The sequence below is a fragment of the Stenotrophomonas maltophilia complex sp. Om-AH-Sm3 genome (assembly GCF_059337855.1).
Map to the genome: position 1 here is coordinate 1 of NZ_JBYBLQ010000005.1, position 15,879 is coordinate 15,879.

General features: G+C 68.1%; 14 protein-coding genes. 7 read left to right on the top strand and 7 right to left on the bottom strand.

The features are described from left to right. Positions 1 to 171 precede the first annotated feature (171 nt). The gene (locus AC10QF_RS07695) at positions 172 to 549 is read right to left on the bottom strand and encodes a DUF4124 domain-containing protein (RefSeq protein ID WP_069139563.1); all 378 of its coding nucleotides are present in this window, start codon (positions 547 to 549) and stop codon (positions 172 to 174) included. 80 nt (positions 550 to 629) lie between these two features. Between AC10QF_RS07695 and pssA the strand changes: the two genes are divergently transcribed. From pssA to rimI, 3 genes are read left to right on the top strand one after another with little or no spacing between them, the layout of a single operon-like run. Beyond that, positions 630 to 1,406, top strand: coding sequence for a CDP-diacylglycerol--serine O-phosphatidyltransferase (pssA, locus tag AC10QF_RS07700; RefSeq protein ID WP_494542011.1), 777 nt, complete (start codon positions 630 to 632; stop codon positions 1,404 to 1,406). Next, the gene (locus AC10QF_RS07705) at positions 1,403 to 1,912 is read left to right on the top strand and encodes a hypothetical protein (RefSeq protein WP_111177811.1); all 510 of its coding nucleotides are present in this window, start codon (positions 1,403 to 1,405) and stop codon (positions 1,910 to 1,912) included. The genes pssA and AC10QF_RS07705 overlap by 4 nt, the downstream gene beginning before the upstream one ends. Then, positions 1,909 to 2,406, top strand: a complete 498-nt coding sequence (gene rimI / locus AC10QF_RS07710) for a ribosomal protein S18-alanine N-acetyltransferase (protein ID WP_069139459.1) — start codon at positions 1,909 to 1,911, stop codon at positions 2,404 to 2,406. The genes AC10QF_RS07705 and rimI overlap by 4 nt, the downstream gene beginning before the upstream one ends. A gap of 45 nt (positions 2,407 to 2,451) precedes the next feature. On the opposite strand, the gene AC10QF_RS07715 is transcribed toward rimI, so the two are convergent. The 4 genes from AC10QF_RS07715 to AC10QF_RS07730 all read right to left on the bottom strand — a co-directional run bounded on the left by AC10QF_RS07715 (position 2,452) and on the right by AC10QF_RS07730 (position 8,294). After that, positions 2,452 to 3,273 carry an EamA family transporter gene (locus tag AC10QF_RS07715; RefSeq protein ID WP_338168105.1) on the bottom strand — a complete coding sequence of 274 codons (822 nt, stop codon included), beginning with the start codon at positions 3,271 to 3,273 and terminating at the stop codon, positions 2,452 to 2,454. A gap of 133 nt (positions 3,274 to 3,406) precedes the next feature. Continuing rightward, a complete protein-coding gene (locus tag AC10QF_RS07720) occupies positions 3,407 to 6,235 on the bottom strand; it encodes a valine--tRNA ligase (RefSeq protein WP_111177815.1) in 2,829 nt (942 codons plus the stop codon). Positions 6,236 to 6,307: 72 nt separating this feature from the next. Beyond that, complete coding sequence (locus AC10QF_RS07725; RefSeq protein WP_005415211.1) at positions 6,308 to 6,733, bottom strand: DNA polymerase III subunit chi; 426 nt, start codon at positions 6,731 to 6,733, stop codon at positions 6,308 to 6,310. Positions 6,734 to 6,815: 82 nt separating this feature from the next. Further along, on the bottom strand, positions 6,816 to 8,294 hold the full coding sequence (locus AC10QF_RS07730) for a leucyl aminopeptidase (protein WP_005415212.1): 1,479 nt from the start codon (positions 8,292 to 8,294) through the stop codon (positions 6,816 to 6,818). 104 nt (positions 8,295 to 8,398) lie between these two features. Between AC10QF_RS07730 and lptF the strand changes: the two genes are divergently transcribed. Both lptF and lptG read left to right on the top strand, forming a co-directional pair. Continuing rightward, complete coding sequence (gene lptF / locus AC10QF_RS07735; RefSeq protein WP_494542012.1) at positions 8,399 to 9,481, top strand: LPS export ABC transporter permease LptF; 1,083 nt, start codon at positions 8,399 to 8,401, stop codon at positions 9,479 to 9,481. Further along, positions 9,478 to 10,584, top strand: coding sequence for an LPS export ABC transporter permease LptG (lptG, locus tag AC10QF_RS07740; protein ID WP_049414332.1), 1,107 nt, complete (start codon positions 9,478 to 9,480; stop codon positions 10,582 to 10,584). The genes lptF and lptG overlap by 4 nt, the downstream gene beginning before the upstream one ends. Positions 10,585 to 10,674: 90 nt before the next feature. On the opposite strand, the gene AC10QF_RS07745 is transcribed toward lptG, so the two are convergent. Continuing rightward, positions 10,675 to 11,166 (bottom strand): RDD family protein, encoded by a 492-nt coding sequence (locus AC10QF_RS07745; RefSeq protein WP_494542013.1) that lies wholly within the window; start codon positions 11,164 to 11,166, stop codon positions 10,675 to 10,677. A 56-nt stretch (positions 11,167 to 11,222) separates the two neighbouring features. On the opposite strand from AC10QF_RS07745, the gene xerD reads away from it, so the two are divergent. Together xerD and AC10QF_RS07755 are read left to right on the top strand one after the other, a co-directional pair. Continuing rightward, positions 11,223 to 12,200: a site-specific tyrosine recombinase XerD gene (gene xerD, locus AC10QF_RS07750; RefSeq protein WP_494542014.1), complete on the top strand. Its 978-nt coding sequence runs from the start codon at positions 11,223 to 11,225 to the stop codon at positions 12,198 to 12,200. Between the two features lie 100 nt (positions 12,201 to 12,300). Continuing rightward, positions 12,301 to 13,086: a thioredoxin fold domain-containing protein gene (locus tag AC10QF_RS07755; RefSeq protein ID WP_053500398.1), complete on the top strand. Its 786-nt coding sequence runs from the start codon at positions 12,301 to 12,303 to the stop codon at positions 13,084 to 13,086. Positions 13,087 to 13,196: 110 nt separating this feature from the next. On the opposite strand, the gene AC10QF_RS07760 is transcribed toward AC10QF_RS07755, so the two are convergent. Next, positions 13,197 to 15,296, bottom strand: coding sequence for a glycosyl hydrolase family 18 protein (locus AC10QF_RS07760; RefSeq protein ID WP_494542015.1), 2,100 nt, complete (start codon positions 15,294 to 15,296; stop codon positions 13,197 to 13,199). Between the last annotated feature and the right edge of the window lie 583 nt (positions 15,297 to 15,879).

The following is a 15,879-nucleotide window of genomic DNA, read 5'->3' on the forward strand; positions in this document are numbered from 1 at the left end:
GTGTCGGATTGCGGGGTGTCAGCCGCATGGATGCGGCTGCCAAGCCTACATGGACGTACTTGCGGTGTCCCCGCAATCCGACACCGCCCCGCCATTCCACGGAATGCCCGCTTTTGACGTTGCCGTTGCTTGCAGCCTCGGCAGGTGCAGGGCGCAGCCCTGCCGATACCTCTAACCGGCCGGTGGGCAGTACGCCTTGATGGCGGCCTGCGCCAGCCCCTTCTGCGCGGTGTGCTGCTCCGGGGTCAACGGGGTATCGGCCTTGCCATCACCATCGGTGTCCTGCATCACCTGGCCGCCGCCGTCCAGCAGGGCCAGGTTGGCCCGGGCCGTGCTGCACTGCTCGGAAACCGGGGCGGCCGGGGTCTCGGTGCTGGCCGCGGCCTGCGGGGTTCGGGCCTGCTCGCGGGTCTCGTACTTCTTGCCCGCCGGTGGGGTCTCCGAGTACTGGGTCACGCCATGGGCGTCCTTCCATTTGTAGACGGGACCGGCCACGGCGTTGGCACTGGCCAACAGCAGCAGGCATCCAAGGCAGGACAGGGCACGCATGGCAAACTCCACGGAATGGGCGTAGAACGCCGATTGCAGCATTGGCGCCGAGCACTGGCAAGTCGATTAAACTGGATTCCATGGACCCGATCACACCGCCGCCGCGCTCGCGCACGATTTACCTGCTGCCCAACCTGTTCACCACCGCCGGCCTGTTCGCCGGTTTCTACGCGATCATCGCCGCGGCCAACGGGGATTTCGTCAATGCCAGCATCGCCGTGTTCGTGGCGGCGGTGATGGATGGCCTGGACGGGCGCGTGGCGCGCCTGACCGGTACCAGCAGCGAATTCGGCGTGCAGTACGACTCGCTGGCCGACCTGGTCAGCTTCGGCATGGCCCCGGCGCTGGTGATGTACCACTGGGCGCTGTCGTGGCTGAAGTTCGATGATCCGCTGCTCGGCCGCGTCGGCTGGGCCGTGGCCTTCCTGTATGCGGCCTGCGCGGCACTGCGCCTGGCCCGCTTCAACACGCAGGTGGCGGTGGTCGACAAGCGCTGGTTCGTTGGCCTGGCCAGCCCGGCCGCAGCGGGCCTGATGATGTCTTTCGTCTGGGCGTTCGCCGACGGCAACCTGGGCTGGGATGGCAACCAGCTGCGCTACGTGGCGCTGGCGGTGACGATCATCGCTGCGCTGCTGATGGTCAGCCGTGTCCGTTTCTGGAGCTTCAAGGGCGGCGCGGCCAAGGGCACCCGTTCGGATCGCGTGCCGTTCCTGGTGCTGGCACTGGTGCCGGTCGCCATTGCCATTGCGGTGATCGATCTGCCGCGCGTGCTGTTCGCGGTCGGCATCCTGTACGCCTTGTCCGGCCCGGTGATGTGGGCCGTGCAGCGCCTGCGCAAGAAGCCCGAGGCCGCGTGAGCCAGGACCTGCCCGTGCTGTGGTCGCCGGCCCAGCAGGCCTGGCTGCAGGCCATGGGCTATACCGTCTATCACGACGGCCAGCTGGCCGCCGAGCTGGATGCCGCATTGCAGTTGAGCGTGGCCGAAGCCGAGGCCAGTGTTGCCCCGCCGGAACCGGAGCCGGTGCGGGCCGCTGTGCCGCCGCGCGACGCCCGCGCCGCGACCGCGACCGCAGTACGCGCGGAACGCCCGGCTCCGCCGCGCCGCGAAACGCCGGTCAGTGCCCCGGATACCGTGCCGGCGGCTGAGCGCCCGCTGCCCAGCGGCAACGCACGACAGCCGGTGGTACGCCTGCCCGATCGCCTGCAGATCGCGCTGCTGCGCGCGTCCGGCTGCAACCCGAACGACCCGGCGACGCAGGTGCTGATGGACAGCTGGCCGCTGGACCAGCTGCGCCGTGACCCGGCCGCCAAGCGTGCGCTGTGGCCACAGCTGCGTGCCCTGCGCAAGCGGGGAACGCCATGAGTGCGGTGACCCGGCCCGGTCCGGTCAGCCTGCGCGCGCTGCGCGAGAGCGACCTCAATGCCGTGATGGCGATCGAACTGCGGGGCTATCCCTTCCCCTGGACCCGCGGCATCTTCATCGACTGCCTGCGCGCCGGCTATCCCGGCCTGGCGATGGAGCGCGATGGCCTGCTGGTCGGCTATGGCGTGCTCAGCATCGCCGCCGATGAAGCGCACGTGCTGAACATCTGCATCGATCCGCTGGCGCAGTCGCGCGGGCTGGGCCGCCAGCTGCTGCGCGCGCTGGTGCGGCTGGCCGCCGATCGCGGCGCACAGCGCGTGTTCCTGGAAGTGCGCCCATCCAATACGCCGGCACTGGCGCTGTACCACAGCGAAGGCTTCAACGAGATCGGCCGCCGCCCGCGTTACTACCCGGCCGCACAGGGGCGCGAAGACGCGGTGGTGATGGCGATCGAGCTGGTCGACGGCGACCTGCAGGTGATGCCGCCGCTGTGACGCAGACGGGTTGCCGGCCAGCGGCCGGCACTACCAACGCGCCCATCACGCCAGCCGCAACGCCAGCACGCCACCGACGATGAGCAACGCTGCCAGCCAGCGCGCGCGTGGTATCCGTTCGCGCAGCAGGAACACCGAGATCAGCAGCGCGAACAGGATCGAGGATTCGCGCAGCGCCGAGATCATCGCCACCGGCGCCTGGGTCATGGCCCACAACGCCATCGCATAGGAGGCGGTGGTGCCGACGCCACCGGCCAGTCCCAGCGGCCAATGCTGCCGCGCATAGTCCAGTACCGCGCCGCCGCGCGTGTACAACGCCCACAGCGGCAGCGGAATGCCCGACAGCAGGAACAACCACAGCGTGTAGCTGAGCGCGCTGCCGGACTGGCGCGCACCCTGCGCATCGACCAGCGTGTAGGTGGCGATCATCGCTGCGGTCAGCAGCGGCAGGCGCAGTTGGCCGCCACGCGCACCCACTGCCATGCACAGGATGCCGGTGCTCACCAGCACCACACCCAGCCACGCTGCAGCGGGCAATGGTTCACCGAGCAGGGTGCCCGCCAGTGCGACCAGGATCGGCGCGCTGCCACGCATCAGCGGGTAGGCCAGGCTCATGTCGACCTGCTGGTAACAACGTGCGACCAGCCCGTAATAGGTCACCTGCAACAGCACCGATGCGCCCAGCCAGGGCCAGCTGTGCGCGGCGGGAAAAGGCAGGAAGGGCAGGGCGGCGGCCGACAGCAGCGCGGCGCTGCCGGTGACCAGCACGGTGCCGAGGAACTTGTCAGGCCCGCGCTTGACGATCGCATTCCAGCTGGCATGCAGTGCCGCAGCGGCGAGAACCAGCAGGAAGATCGAAAGAGGCATCCGGCGATGATGCCATGCGGAGGAAATGGAAACGCCGGGCATCGCCCGGCGTTTCCGATTCCGCTTGGGTGGGTGCCAACCTCTCCCGGCGTGGTAGGTGCCAACCTTGGTTGGCACGCACCAGAGCGCGGCGTTACAGCTTCGCGCGCTGTTCGCGCAGGCCGGCCAGCTGGGTGTTCCAGTCGGCCAGGCGCACGCGTTCCTGCTCGACCACGGCCGGCGGCACCTTGTCGGTGAACTTGGCCAGCTTGGTCTCGCTCTTCTCCTTTTCGGCTTCGACGCGAGCGATTTCCTTGTCCAGGCGCACGCGCTCGGCATCGAGATCGACCAGGCCTTCCAGCGGCACCAGCAGCTTCAGCTCGCCCACGATCGCGGCGGCCGCCGGCGGTGCGCTTTCGCCTTCGGCCAGCCACTGGATGCTGTCCAGCTTCAGCAGGAACGACAGCGAAGCGCTGAAGCGTTCAATACGCACGCGGTCCTGCGCCAGGCCGGCCTGCAGGCGCAGCGGCACCTGCTTGGACGGTGCGACGTTCAGTTCGCTGCGCACGCGACGCACCGCGCTGATCACCGCCTTCAGCCATTCCACGTCGGCCTCGGCCTGGGCGAAATCACCGGAGAATTCGGCGGCGGTTGGGTACGGGCGCAGCGACAGCGTGGTTTCGGCCAGGCCCAGGCGCGGGGCCAGCTGCTGCCACAGCTGTTCGGTGATGAACGGCGTGAGCGGGTGCAGCAGGCGCAGCAGTGCTTCCAGCACGTACAGCAAGGTGTGGCGGGTGCTTTCGGCATCAGCCGCGTCGGCACCGTTCAAGGCCGGCTTGCTCAGCTCCAGGAACCAGTCGCAGAACGCGTTCCAGGCGAACTCGTACAGGCACTGTGCCAGCAGGTCGAAGCGGTAGGCGGCGAAATGCCCCTGTGCCTCGGCGGTGGTGGCGGCCAGGCGGGCGAGGATCCAGCGCTCGGCATCGGTGCGCGGCTTGGGCGCGCCGATGAACGCAGCGCCCTCGGTGTTCATCAGGGCGAAGCGGCTGGCATTCCACAGCTTGTTGCAGAAGTTCTTGTAGCCCTCGGCGCGGTTCATGTCGAACTTGATGTCGCGGCCGTGGGTGGCCAGCGCGGCGATGGTGAAGCGCAACGCATCGGCACCGTGGGCGGCGATGCCGTCCGGGAATTCCTTGCGGGTGGCCTTCTCGATCTTCTCGACCATCTTCGGCTGCATCAGGCCGCCGGTGCGCTTGGCAACCAGATCGTCGATGGTGATGCCGTCGATGATGTCCAGCGGGTCGAGCACGTTGCCCTTGCTCTTGGACATCTTCTGGCCCTGGCCGTCGCGGATCAGGCCGGTGAAGTAGACATCCTTGAACGGGATCTTCCCGACCAGGTTGTCGGTGGCCATGATCATGCGCGCCACCCAGAAGAAGATGATGTCGAAGCCGGTGACCAGCACCGACGATGGCAGGTAGCGGTCGAAGCCACGCTCGGCCATGGCCTGCTCATTCGGCCAGCCCAAGGTGGAGAACGGCCACAGCTGCGAGGAGAACCAGGTCTCCAGCACGTCGCTTTCCTGGTTCAGCACCACGTCGCTGCCCAGGTTGTGCTTCGCGCGCACGTCCTCTTCGCTGCGACCGACGTAGCAGTTGCCGGTGGCGGCATCGAACCACGCCGGGATACGGTGGCCCCACCACAGCTGGCGGCTGATGCACCAGTCCTGGATGTTGTTCATCCAGTGGCGGTAGGTGTTGATCCAGTTCGGCGGCACGAAGGAAATGCTTCCGTCCTCGACCAGTTCCAGGCCACGCCTGGCCAGGTCGTCCATCTTCACGAACCACTGGTCGGTCAGGTACGGCTCGATCACCTGACCGGTACGGTCGCCGCGCGGCACCTGCAGCTTGTGCGCCTTGGTCTCGACCAGGATGCCCAGGTCTTCCAGTTCGGCCAGCACGGCCTTGCGCGCTTCATAGCGGTCCAGGCCCTGGAAGCGTTCCGGCGCGTTTTCGTTCAGCGCCGCCACCGGGGTGAACAGGTTGATCATCGGCAGGCTGTGGCGCACGCCCACTTCGTAGTCGTTGAAATCATGCGCCGGGGTGACCTTGACCACGCCGGTGCCGAACGCGCGGTCCACGTAGTCGTCGGCGATCACCGGCACGCGGCGGCCAGTCAGCGGCAGCACCACGCTCTTGCCGATCAGGTGCGCATAGCGCTCGTCCTCCGGGTGCACCATCACCGCGGTATCGCCCAGCAGGGTTTCCGGGCGGGTGGTGGCGACGACCAGGTAGTCGCGGGTTTCGCGCAGCGTTTCCACGCCGTCGGCATCGCGCTCGACGTGCTCGTAGCTCAGGCCTTCGTCCAGCGTGTAGGCGATCGACCACAGGAAGCCGTCTTCCTCGGCGCTCTCCACTTCCAGGTCGGAAATGGCGGTCTTCAGCACCGGGTCCCAGTTCACCAGGCGCTGGCCGCGGTAGATCAGGCCCTGCTCGTACCAGCGCACGAAGGCTTCATTGACTGCCGCCGACGGCTGCGGGTCCATGGTGAAGGTGCTGCGCGACCAGTCGGCGGAGGTGCCAAGGCGACGCATCTGGCGTTCGATGGTGTCGCCGGACTGCTGCTTCCACTCCCAGACCTTGCCGATGAAGCCCTCGCGGCCCAGCGAATCGCGGGTCTCGCCCTTGCCTTCCAGCGCCAGGTTGCGGCTGACCACCATTTCGGTGGCGATGCCGGCGTGGTCGGTACCGACCTGCCACAGCGTGTCGTAGCCGCGCATGCGGTGGTAGCGCACCAGCGCGTCCATCAGGGTCTGCTGGAAGGCGTGGCCCATGTGCAGGGTGCCGGTCACGTTCGGCGGCGGCAGCAGGATGGTGTACGGCTCGCCCGTGCCGGACGGCTTGAAGTGGCCGGCCTTCTCCCAGGCCTCGTAGAGGTCGGTCTCGAAGGACTTCGGGTCGTAGCTGGAGGCGAGTTGGGTCATGCGGGGGAACCAGGAGGTAATCGTTGAAGGATCAGGGCGCAGCGGCGGCCCATCAAGGGGGCCGGCGCGCGCTCACATGTCGTGCTTGTTCAGGTCGTAACCGGCGGCCTTGTACTGGCGCCAGCGCTCGCGCAGCGGTTCGCGCGCTTCCGGATCGGCCGGCACCACTTCCAGCACGCGCTCGCACTGGCCCAGCCAGGGCTCGTCGCGCAGGTTGATCACCAGCGGACGCGCCGGTGCCTCGGTGCCGGGTACCGCGATCAGTACCAGGGCCTCTTCCTCGTCCATGTCTTCGCCGGCGATCTGGTGCGGGATGTAGGCGTCGTTGTCGAACGCCCACAGCAGCTCGTCCAGCTCCTCGGCCTGGGCCTGGTCACGGGCCAGCACCAGGGTGAACAACCCGGCGTCGTTGGCCTTGCGCGCCAGCTCACAGACCAGGCGCAGCGGCTCGGTCAGGAAGCGGGGCTTGGCGATCAGGTAGAAGTCGGCGCGGGGCATGGCAGGGTCCGGGTCAGGCAGGGGCCCGGCAGTGCCGGGCGAGGCCCCGGCCGGCGTCTGCCGGCCAGGGTCGGGTACGGCATCAGGCGCGGGCGGCCTGGTCCAGCAGCCACTGGCTCAGCAGGCCGACCGGGCGGCCGGTGGCCATGCCACGCTTGCCTTCATCGCTGGCCACGCCGGCGATGTCCAGATGGGCCCAGCGCTGGCCTTCGGCGAAGCGCGACAGGAAGCAGCCGGCGGTGATCGCGCCAGCCCAGCGGCCACCGATGTTGTAGACGTCGGCGAAGCTCGAATCCAGCATCGGCTGGTACTCGTCCCACAGCGGCAGGCGCCAGGCGCGGTCGAACACGTGCTCGCCGGCGGCCAGCAGCTCGTTGGCCAGGTCATCGTGCTTGCTCATCAGGCCGGCGGTCTGGTGGCCGAGGGCGACCATGCAGGCACCGGTCAGAGTGGCGACGTCGACCAGCGCGGCCGGCTCGAAGCGCTGCGCGTAGGTCAGCGCGTCACACAGGATCAGGCGGCCTTCGGCGTCGGTGTTGCCCACTTCGATGGTCTTGCCCGACATCGAGGTGATCACGTCCGACGGACGATAGGCGTTGCCATCAATGGCGTTTTCCACCGCCGGCACCACCACGACGAGGTTCAGCGGCAGCTTGGCCTTGACCGCAGCGACGAAGGTGCCGATGACGTTGGCGCCACCGCACATGTCGTACTTCATTTCCTCGATGCCGCCCTGGGTCTTCAGGTTGACGCCACCGGTATCGAAGGTGATGCCCTTGCCGACCAGCACGTACGGCTTGGCGTCACCGCCATTGTTCCACTTCAGCACGACCAGGCGCGGGCGGTTGGCCGAGCCACGGGCCACGGCCAGCAGCGAGCCCATGCCCAGCGCTTCCATCTGGTGCTCGTCGAGGATCTCGGCTTCGGCACCCTCGTGCTCGCCGGCGAACTTCACGCCCACGTCGGCCAGATAGGCCGGGGTGCAGTAGTTCGGCGGCAGGTTGCCCAGCTCGCGGGCGAACTCGACACCGGCGGCGATGGCCTGGCCCTGAGCCAGCGCCTGCGCGTCGTCACCGGCGATGGCCAGCTGGGTCAGACCGGCGTCGTCGGCCTTCTTCTTGCCCAGGGTGGCGGTGTAGCGGTAGGCGGCGTGATCGGCGGCGATCACCGCCTGACGGATCGCCCAGGCCGCGTCGCGGTCCTTCACCGCCACCTCGGACAGGGTGAACAGTGCGCTGCGGGCAGCACCGGCCTTCAGCGCGCGCACGGCGTCGCCCACGGCCTTCAGGTACTGCGGCACGCCGAAACGGGCGGCTTCACCGAGGCCGACCACCAGCACGCGCGGGGCGGTTACGCCCGGCAGGTCGTGCAGCAGGGTGGTTGCGCCGGTCTTGCCGGACAGGTCGCCACGCTCGGCCAGGGCCGCCAGGCGGCCACCGCTGGCGGCATCCAGGGCCTGCGCGGCCGGGGTCAGGGTATGGTCGGCATACGCGCCGACCACCAGGCAATCAACGGTGGCGGCGGCCGGAGCAACGTGGTTCAGGGTGAATTCGAGGGCCATTGAGCAGATTCCATTGGCGAGTCCGTACAATCGCAGGCCGTTTACGCCCAGACAGTAGACTGGGCGGCACCGCGAACGAACCCCAGAGTTTAAACCACCGCCCCATGCTGAAGCTCGACCGATACCTGCTGGGCGATTTCGTCCAGAGTTTCCTGGCTACCCTGATCGTCCTGCTGGTGGTCAGCGTGGGCGGCGTGCTGGTGGACATCCTCGGCAACATCGCCGACGGACGCCTGCCAGCCAAGCTGCTGTTCTCCCAACTGGGCCTGCAGTTCATCGCCTACCTGCCGCTGATCCTGCCGCTGGCACTGATGCTGGGCCTGCTGCTGGCCGTGGCGCGGCTGTACCGCGACTCGGAAATGGCGGTCATCACCGCCATTGGTGTCGGACCCAAGCGACTGCTGCGACCGCTGCTGATGCTGGTGGTGCCGGTGGTGCTGCTGGTCGGCGCCTGCTCGCTGTGGCTGGGCCCGTGGGCCGGCCGGGTGGCCGAGCAGATGATCATCGAGGCCAACCGCAGCGTGCTGATGGCCGGCCTGGAGCCGGGCCGGTTCACGCCGCTGCCCAATGGCGGCGTGGTCTACCTGTCCTCGATCTCGCCTGACGGCACCGAGCTGGGCAAGGTGTTCATGCAGCGGCAGAAGGACGATCGCCTGGAAGTGGTGTCGGCCAACAGTGGCCGCATGTACTTCGAGGGCACCCGCCAGCGTTTCCTGGAGTTGGATGATGGCCACCAGGTGGAAGGCCCGGTGGCCGCTGGGCTGGATTACCGGCTGGCGACCTTCGCCCGCAACGACGTGGCCCTGCCCGATGGCGCACAGACCCGCACCGAGGACGACCCGGAATTGATGCCAACCCTGCAGCTGATCGGTGATGCACGGCCGCAGGCACAGGCGCAGCTGCATCGCCGGCTGGCACCGCCGCTGATCGCGCTGGCGTTCGCCCTGCTGACCGTGCCGCTGGGCCGCAGCTCGCCGCGCCAGCAGCGCTACGGCCGCATGATGCTGGCCCTGCTGGCCTACATGGTGGGCACCAACCTGATGTTCATCGGCAGCGGCTGGATTGCCAACGGCAAGATTCCGCCCGCGCTCGGCCTGTGGTGGTTGACCCTGCCGCTGCTGGCGCTGGCGATCTGGATGTATGTACGTGATGGCCGCCTGGGCCGTCCGAAGGGAGCCCGCGCATGAGGCTGCGCCCGATGCGTTTCGACCTGTACCTGGGCCGGTCGGTGTTCACCACCGTGCTGCTGACCTGGGCGGTGCTGGTGGGCCTGGACGTGGTGATGGCCTTCTCCGGCGAGTTCAAGGACATCGGCAAGAACGGCTACACCCTGGGCCATGCCGCCGCGTGGGTGCTGTACACCGTGCCGCGCCGCGCCTACACGATGTTCCCGACGGCCGCAGTGATCGGCGCACTGATGGGCCTGGGCCAGCTGGCAGCGACCTCTGAACTGACCGCGCTGCGTGCCCTGGGCCTGTCGCGCAAGCGCCTGAGCGTTTCGGTGGCGATTGCGCTTTCGCTGCTGACCGCGGTGATGGTGCTCAGCGCCGAGACGCTGGGCCCCTGGGGCCAGGACCGCGCCGATGCGCTGAAGTCCAGCGCCAAATGGGGGCGGGATATTGCCACTACCCGTTACTCGGGGCTGTGGGCACGCGAAGGCGACACCTTCCTCAATGCGCAGAGCGGCGAGGAGCAGCTGGTGGGCGACAAGGGCACGCGGCTGATCCTGCGTGATGTGCGCCTGTACCGGGTCGCCGAAGACGGCAAGATCGCCTCGTTGACCCACGCCGCCACCGCCGAGCACGACAAGGACGGCTGGGTGTTGACCGGCGTGCGCCGCGACACCTTTGGCGAGCGCTCGGCAACCCGTCAGGAAGTGGCACGTGAGCCCTGGAACTCGAAGTTGGACCCGGCCGCGCTGGCGACCGGCATCGCCAAGCCGCGCAACCTCAGCGTGTCCGAGCTGAGCACCAGCATTGCCTACCGCGAACGCAACGGGCTGGACGCGCGCGATTTCGAGGATGTGTACTGGAGCCGCTGGTTCTATCCGGTGAACGTGCTGGCCCTGTGCCTGGCGGCGGTGCCGTTCGCGTTCGGATCGCTGCGCAGCGGCGGCATGGGCAAGCGCCTGTTCCTGGGCATCCTGTTCGCATTGGGCTTCTGGCTGCTGCAGCTGTTCTTCGGCCGCATGGCCGGCGCGTTGAAGTTCGACTACCGCATTGCCTACGCGTTGCCGCCGATCGTGATGCTGGCGGTGTCCGGACTGCTGTTCCGGCGCAAGTCGGGCTGATTCTGATTGTTGTAGAGCCGAGCCTGTGCTCGGCTGTCACGTACAGTGCGGAAAGCAGCCGAGCACGGGCTCGGCTCTACAGACAGCGCCTTACCGTTTCGGCATGCGCACCATGCAGGTGCCGCTGGCGCGGTCGTGCCAGGTCAGGCGTTGGCGGTCGACCCACGCCCACCAGAATCCTAGACCGCCCAGCAGCAGGGACAGCGTGCCTACCGCAAAGCGCAGCCACAACTGCCCGCGCCGCAACGGCGTGCCATCGATTGATTGCACTGTCAGCCGCCACGGGCGCATGCCCAGGGTCTGTCCACCGCGGCGCCAGCTGGCCGTCGCGTACCAGCCCGTGATCGCCCAGCACACCGCCCACAGCAGCCACTGCCAGGCACTGAACGGCGCGATGTTCTCGCGTTGCGCGTGGCCGCTGAAGGTGTAGGCGAGGGTGAACAGCGTGCCGGCCAGCATCCATAGCGCCAGCACCGGCAGTGCGTCGTAGACCATCGCCAGCACGCGCCAGGCCAACAAGGCACGTGGGCGGGGCATTTCGGTAGCGGCCGCAGGGGCCGTGTCGGTGGCAGGGCGGGACATGCGCCGAGCATACGCAAAGCTGGCCGTGCCCGCAGTGGCCCTCGTATCCTGCACGCATGGCCCTTGTCTCCACCCCCGCAGAACGCCGCCAGCTGGTCCAGCAACTGCCCGAGCTTCGCGCCGACGACGGCGTGCGCATCCAGCGCTTCCTCGATGCGATCTGGGCCGAGAACGGCCTGGCCCGTGCCACCCTCGACAGTTACCGGCGTGACCTGGAAGGGCTGGCGCGCTGGATGGATGGGCGCGACGGTGGCCTGGCCGGCATCGAGCGTCCTGGGCTGTTCGATTATCTGGCCTGGCGCACCCGGCATGGCTGGTCGCCGCGCAGCAATGCGCGCCTGCTGTCGGCGTTGCGGGCGTTCTTCGCCGATGGCGTGCGGCGCGGCGAACGCAGCGAGGACCCGAGTGCGCTGCTGGATCCGCCGAAGCTGCCACGATTGCTGCCCAAGGCGCTGGCCGAGAGCCAGATCGACGCGCTGTTGGCAGCACCGGATGTCGACAGCCCACTGGGCCTGCGCGATCGCGCCATGCTGGAACTGATGTATGCCGCCGGCCTGCGCGTGAGCGAGCTGGTGTTGCTGCCGGCCACGGCGGTCAACCTTCGCCAGGGCGTGCTGCGGGTCACCGGCAAGGGCAGCAAGGAACGGCTGGTGCCGCTGGGCGAGGAATCCCAGCACTGGCTGGAGCGTTACCTGCAGCAGTCGCGCCCGCAGCTGGTCGGCAAGGGCAAGGTGCATGCCCTGGCGGATGGGCAGGCCCCGTTGTTCGTCGAACCGACGCTGCATGCGCTGACCCGGCAGGCGTTCTGGCATCTGGTCAAGCGCCACGCACAGGTGGCCGGCATCGACCCGACGCGGATCAGCCCGCATGGCCTGCGGCACAGCTTCGCCACCCATCTGCTCAACCGCGGTGCCGACCTGCGCGCGCTGCAGATGCTGCTTGGCCACAGTTCCTTGTCGACCACCCAGATCTATACCCTGGTCGCGCGCGAGCACCTGCAGAAGCTGCACGCCCGCCACCATCCGCGTGGCTGAGTGCCGGGCTGAATCGCTGCCCGGGGCGCTGCCGGCCGTCGCCGCCCGGTCGCGGTGGCTGTGTCAGAATCCGGGGTCTTCTTCTGTTGCGGACCGCTCCATGCTCCGATTTGCCATCGCCGCCGTGTTCGGTGCGCTCAGCCTGACCGCCTGCGCCCAGCCGGCTCCGCCGGCCGCCAAGGCACCCGCCGCCGCTGCGGCCAAGGCCAATCCGGCCGCGAATGCGCCGGCCGACCAGGCGGTACGCGCCGCATTGACCGCGTTGAACCCCGGTTTCCAGGTGGACTACATTGGCGCCGCGCCGTTCCCCGGCTTCCGCGAGGTCGTCGTTTCAGGCCAGCTGCTGTACGTGTCCGATGATGGCCGCTACCTGTTCCAGTCTCAGCCCTACGACACCCGCGCCAAGGGCCCGGCCAACAGCGAAGGCCTGCTCGGCTATCGCCGCGGCCTGCTGGCCAAGGCCAACCACGGCGATCGCATCGTGTTCGCCGCGCCGAACGCCAAGTACACCATCAGCGTGTTCACCGACATCGAGTGTGGTTACTGCCGCAAGCTGCACCAGGACATCGCCGAGCTCAACCGCAACGGCATCACCGTTGAGTACCTGGCGTTCCCGCGCATGGGCCTGGGCAGCAAGGACTACACCGACATGATTTCGGTCTGGTGTGCAGCGGATCGTCGCCAGGCGCTGACCAACGCCAAGCGCGGCGGCAACGTTCCCGCCAGGAACTGCACCAATCCGGTGGCGATGCAGTACGCGCTGGGCCAGCAGCTGGGCGTGAATGGTACGCCGGCGATCTTCGCGCCGGACGGCACCCAGCTGGGGGGCTACCTGCCGCCGGCACAGCTGCGTGCGGCGTTGGAGAAGCTGTCGGCCAAGCGCTGACGCAGAATTGTGGAGTCGAGCCATGCTCGACTGCGGAAACATCAGCCGAGCATGGGCTCGGCGCTACAGATCAGAGGCCGGGGGCGCAAAATGCGCCCCCGGCTTTTCCCTTATTTCAGGCCATCACTGACTGCCTTGGTCAGCGTGCCCTGCGCATCGTCACCGCTGAACTCCCAGACGAACGCGCCGCCCAGGCCCTGGGTCTTCACGTAACCCATCTTGCGGGTGATGTTGGCCGGGGTGTCGAAGCTCCACAGCGTGCTGCCGTTGTAGATCCAGGTGGCACCGGCGGTGTTGTCGGTGTAGCCCGGCCACGCCAGGTTCTTCAGCACCTTCCAGTCCTCGATGCCGGCTTCATACGTGCCCGGGGCAGCACCGCTGGCGGTCTGGTACAGGCCGTTGTTGGCATTGGCCACGCCGGTCCAGCCACGCCCGTAGTAGCCGATGCCCAGGTTGAGCTTGGCGGCGGGCACGCCACGGCTGATGAAGGCCTCGATGGCGTCGTTGCTGTTGTACAGCTTCTGGTCGCCGGTGGACGGATCATTCGGCGAATCGAACAGCGCCGACTGGTGATTGGTCTTCGCATCCCACGCGCCGTGGAAGTCGTAGGTCATCACGTTGATGTAGTCCAGGTACGGGTGGTACGCCGCCGGATCGGTGACGCGGATCTTGTCGATGCCTGCACCCACCGCCACCGTCAGCAACAGGCCCGGACGCACCGCATCGAGCTGGCGGCGGAACTCGGCCATCAGCGCGGTGAAGTTGGCGTTGTCTTCCGGCTTGCCGCATTCGATGCCGCAGGCCACCGGGTATTCCCAGTCGATGTCGATGCCGTCGAACACGCCCAGCGCCGCACCGGCGCCGCCGGCACCGTCGGTCACCGGCAGGTTGCCCTTGATGTACGCGTCGATGCACGAGGCAACGAAGGCCTGGCGGTTTTCCGGGCGCGCCGCGCTGGAGAAGCCGCGCGACCAGGTCCAGCCACCCAGCGAGATCAGTACCTTCAGGTTCGGGTACTTGGCCTTGAGCTGCTTGAGCTGGTTCCAGTTGCCGCGCAGCGGCTGGTCCCAGGTATCGGCGCTGCCGCTGACACTCTCGGCGGCACTGAAGGCCTTGGTGTAGTCGGCGAAGGCATCGCCACCGGCACCGCTGTTCGGATCCGACGGCTGGGTGATGCCGACTTCGCAGCGGTTGTTGCGCACGTTGCCGAACGCGTAGTTGATGTGGGTCAGGCGCGCCGCCGAACCGCTGCTGTCGATGTTCTTGACCCGGTAGTTGCGGCCGTAGATGCCCCACTGGGTGAAGTAACCGATGACCCGCTTGCCGGTGGTGCCGCCGTCGCCGGCCAGCGTGGTGGCGCTGATCTCGGTGCCCTGCGCCGATGCGTTGCCGGCGTTGTCGCGCGCCCGCACGCGGTAACGGTAGGTGGTCGATGCGGTCAGCCCGCCATCGACGTAGTTGGCACTGGACGGCGAACCGACCAGGCTGCCGTTGCGGTACACGTCATAGCCGGCCAGGCCACTGCCGCCGGTGTTGTCGGTGGACGGGCTCCAGCTGAGCGCGATGCTGTTGGCGGTACGGGCACCGACCGCCAGCCCGCCCGGCACGCTCGGTGCGGTGGTGTCGCCGCTGGCGGCGTTGACGGTAATGGTGATCGTCGCCGTGCTGGCGGTGGCATTGTTGTTGTCAGTGGCCACCGCGCGCAGGGTATGGCTGCCGGCGCTGGCGTTGGTCCAGCTGGCCGCATACGGCGCACTGGTGGCCACGCCGAGCGTGCTGCCGTCGCGGAAGAATTCGACCTTGGCGACGCTGCCGTCCGGATCGCTGGCGGTGGCGGTCACGCTGACCGTGCTGCCGGCGCTGAAGGTGGCGCCGTTGGCCGGCGAGGTCAGGCTGACCACCGGCGGCTGGTTGGTGCCGCTGCCATCGCAGGCACCGAGGTTGGTGTAGTAGGGCGCACCGGCCGGATGGTCCGGCGGCGCGTTCCAGATGTCCTGGTTCGCCCGATAGAGGACGCCTCCTTTCTGCAGGGTATCGCCGGCCCGGTAGATCTTGGCCTGGTCCCACTGGGCCACGCCGGCACAGCTGGCAGCCTGGGCCAGGCCGGGCAGGGCGGCGCTGCCGGCGGCCAGGGCAAGCAACCAGGCCAGGTGGCGGGGACGACAGCTTCGGGTCGAACGTTCGGCACTGCGCACAATCGGGTCGTACATGGGTGAGTCTCCGATCAAAGGGCGCGCGGGCCCCGATGGCGCCGCGCGTGACGCAGGTCCGGGCATCGCCCGGGAAGGCGACGGAGGGGCCGGACGGAGGCACCTGGGAGGCCGGGGAGAGAGTCCGGCACCAGGTGGGGACAACGTTGTCATCAATTGCGTGGTCAATCCGTGAGCAAGCGCATGGTTCGGCGATTTGGGCGGAAAGCGGCGCTGGCGCGCGGTCGGCGGCCATCGGCGGAGCCCCCTCGTGGCTGGTGCTTGCTGCTAATAGCGGATTTCTGGGGGTTGGCCGGGCGGGTGGGCTCAGGCGGGGACGCCGTAAACCCGTCCATGGGGGCTTGGCCGCGGCATCCATGCCGCGGACACCCCTCCTGAGCCCACCCGCCCGGCCACGGACAGGTTCCTGCGCGGCCAGCCACGAAAGACGGAAGAAAAAAACAAAGGCAAAAGCCGGTCGCTGCGCTCTTCAATGCCTGACTTCTGATGTTCCCTGGTTGCCGGCCAGCGGCCGGCACTACCGCAGAGCATCCACCCATGGCGTGGATTTACCGCAGATCGCGGAAATCTGTCGAAGGCGGGG

Coding starts and splice junctions, on each gene's coding strand:
- lptF (WP_494542012.1), top strand. CDS start 8,399: ATGCTGAAGCTCGACCGATACCTGCTGGGCGATTTCGTCCAGAGTTTC.
- AC10QF_RS07725 (WP_005415211.1), bottom strand. CDS start 6,733: ATGCCCCGCGCCGACTTCTACCTGATCGCCAAGCCCCGCTTCCTGACC.
- xerD (WP_494542014.1), top strand. CDS start 11,223: ATGGCCCTTGTCTCCACCCCCGCAGAACGCCGCCAGCTGGTCCAGCAA.
- rimI (WP_069139459.1), top strand. CDS start 1,909: ATGAGTGCGGTGACCCGGCCCGGTCCGGTCAGCCTGCGCGCGCTGCGC.
- AC10QF_RS07715 (WP_338168105.1), bottom strand. CDS start 3,273: ATGCCTCTTTCGATCTTCCTGCTGGTTCTCGCCGCTGCGGCACTGCAT.
- lptG (WP_049414332.1), top strand. CDS start 9,478: ATGAGGCTGCGCCCGATGCGTTTCGACCTGTACCTGGGCCGGTCGGTG.
- AC10QF_RS07695 (WP_069139563.1), bottom strand. CDS start 549: ATGCGTGCCCTGTCCTGCCTTGGATGCCTGCTGCTGTTGGCCAGTGCC.
- AC10QF_RS07755 (WP_053500398.1), top strand. CDS start 12,301: ATGCTCCGATTTGCCATCGCCGCCGTGTTCGGTGCGCTCAGCCTGACC.
- AC10QF_RS07720 (WP_111177815.1), bottom strand. CDS start 6,235: ATGACCCAACTCGCCTCCAGCTACGACCCGAAGTCCTTCGAGACCGAC.
- AC10QF_RS07760 (WP_494542015.1), bottom strand. CDS start 15,296: ATGTACGACCCGATTGTGCGCAGTGCCGAACGTTCGACCCGAAGCTGT.
- AC10QF_RS07745 (WP_494542013.1), bottom strand. CDS start 11,166: ATGTCCCGCCCTGCCACCGACACGGCCCCTGCGGCCGCTACCGAAATG.
- pssA (WP_494542011.1), top strand. CDS start 630: ATGGACCCGATCACACCGCCGCCGCGCTCGCGCACGATTTACCTGCTG.
- AC10QF_RS07730 (WP_005415212.1), bottom strand. CDS start 8,294: ATGGCCCTCGAATTCACCCTGAACCACGTTGCTCCGGCCGCCGCCACC.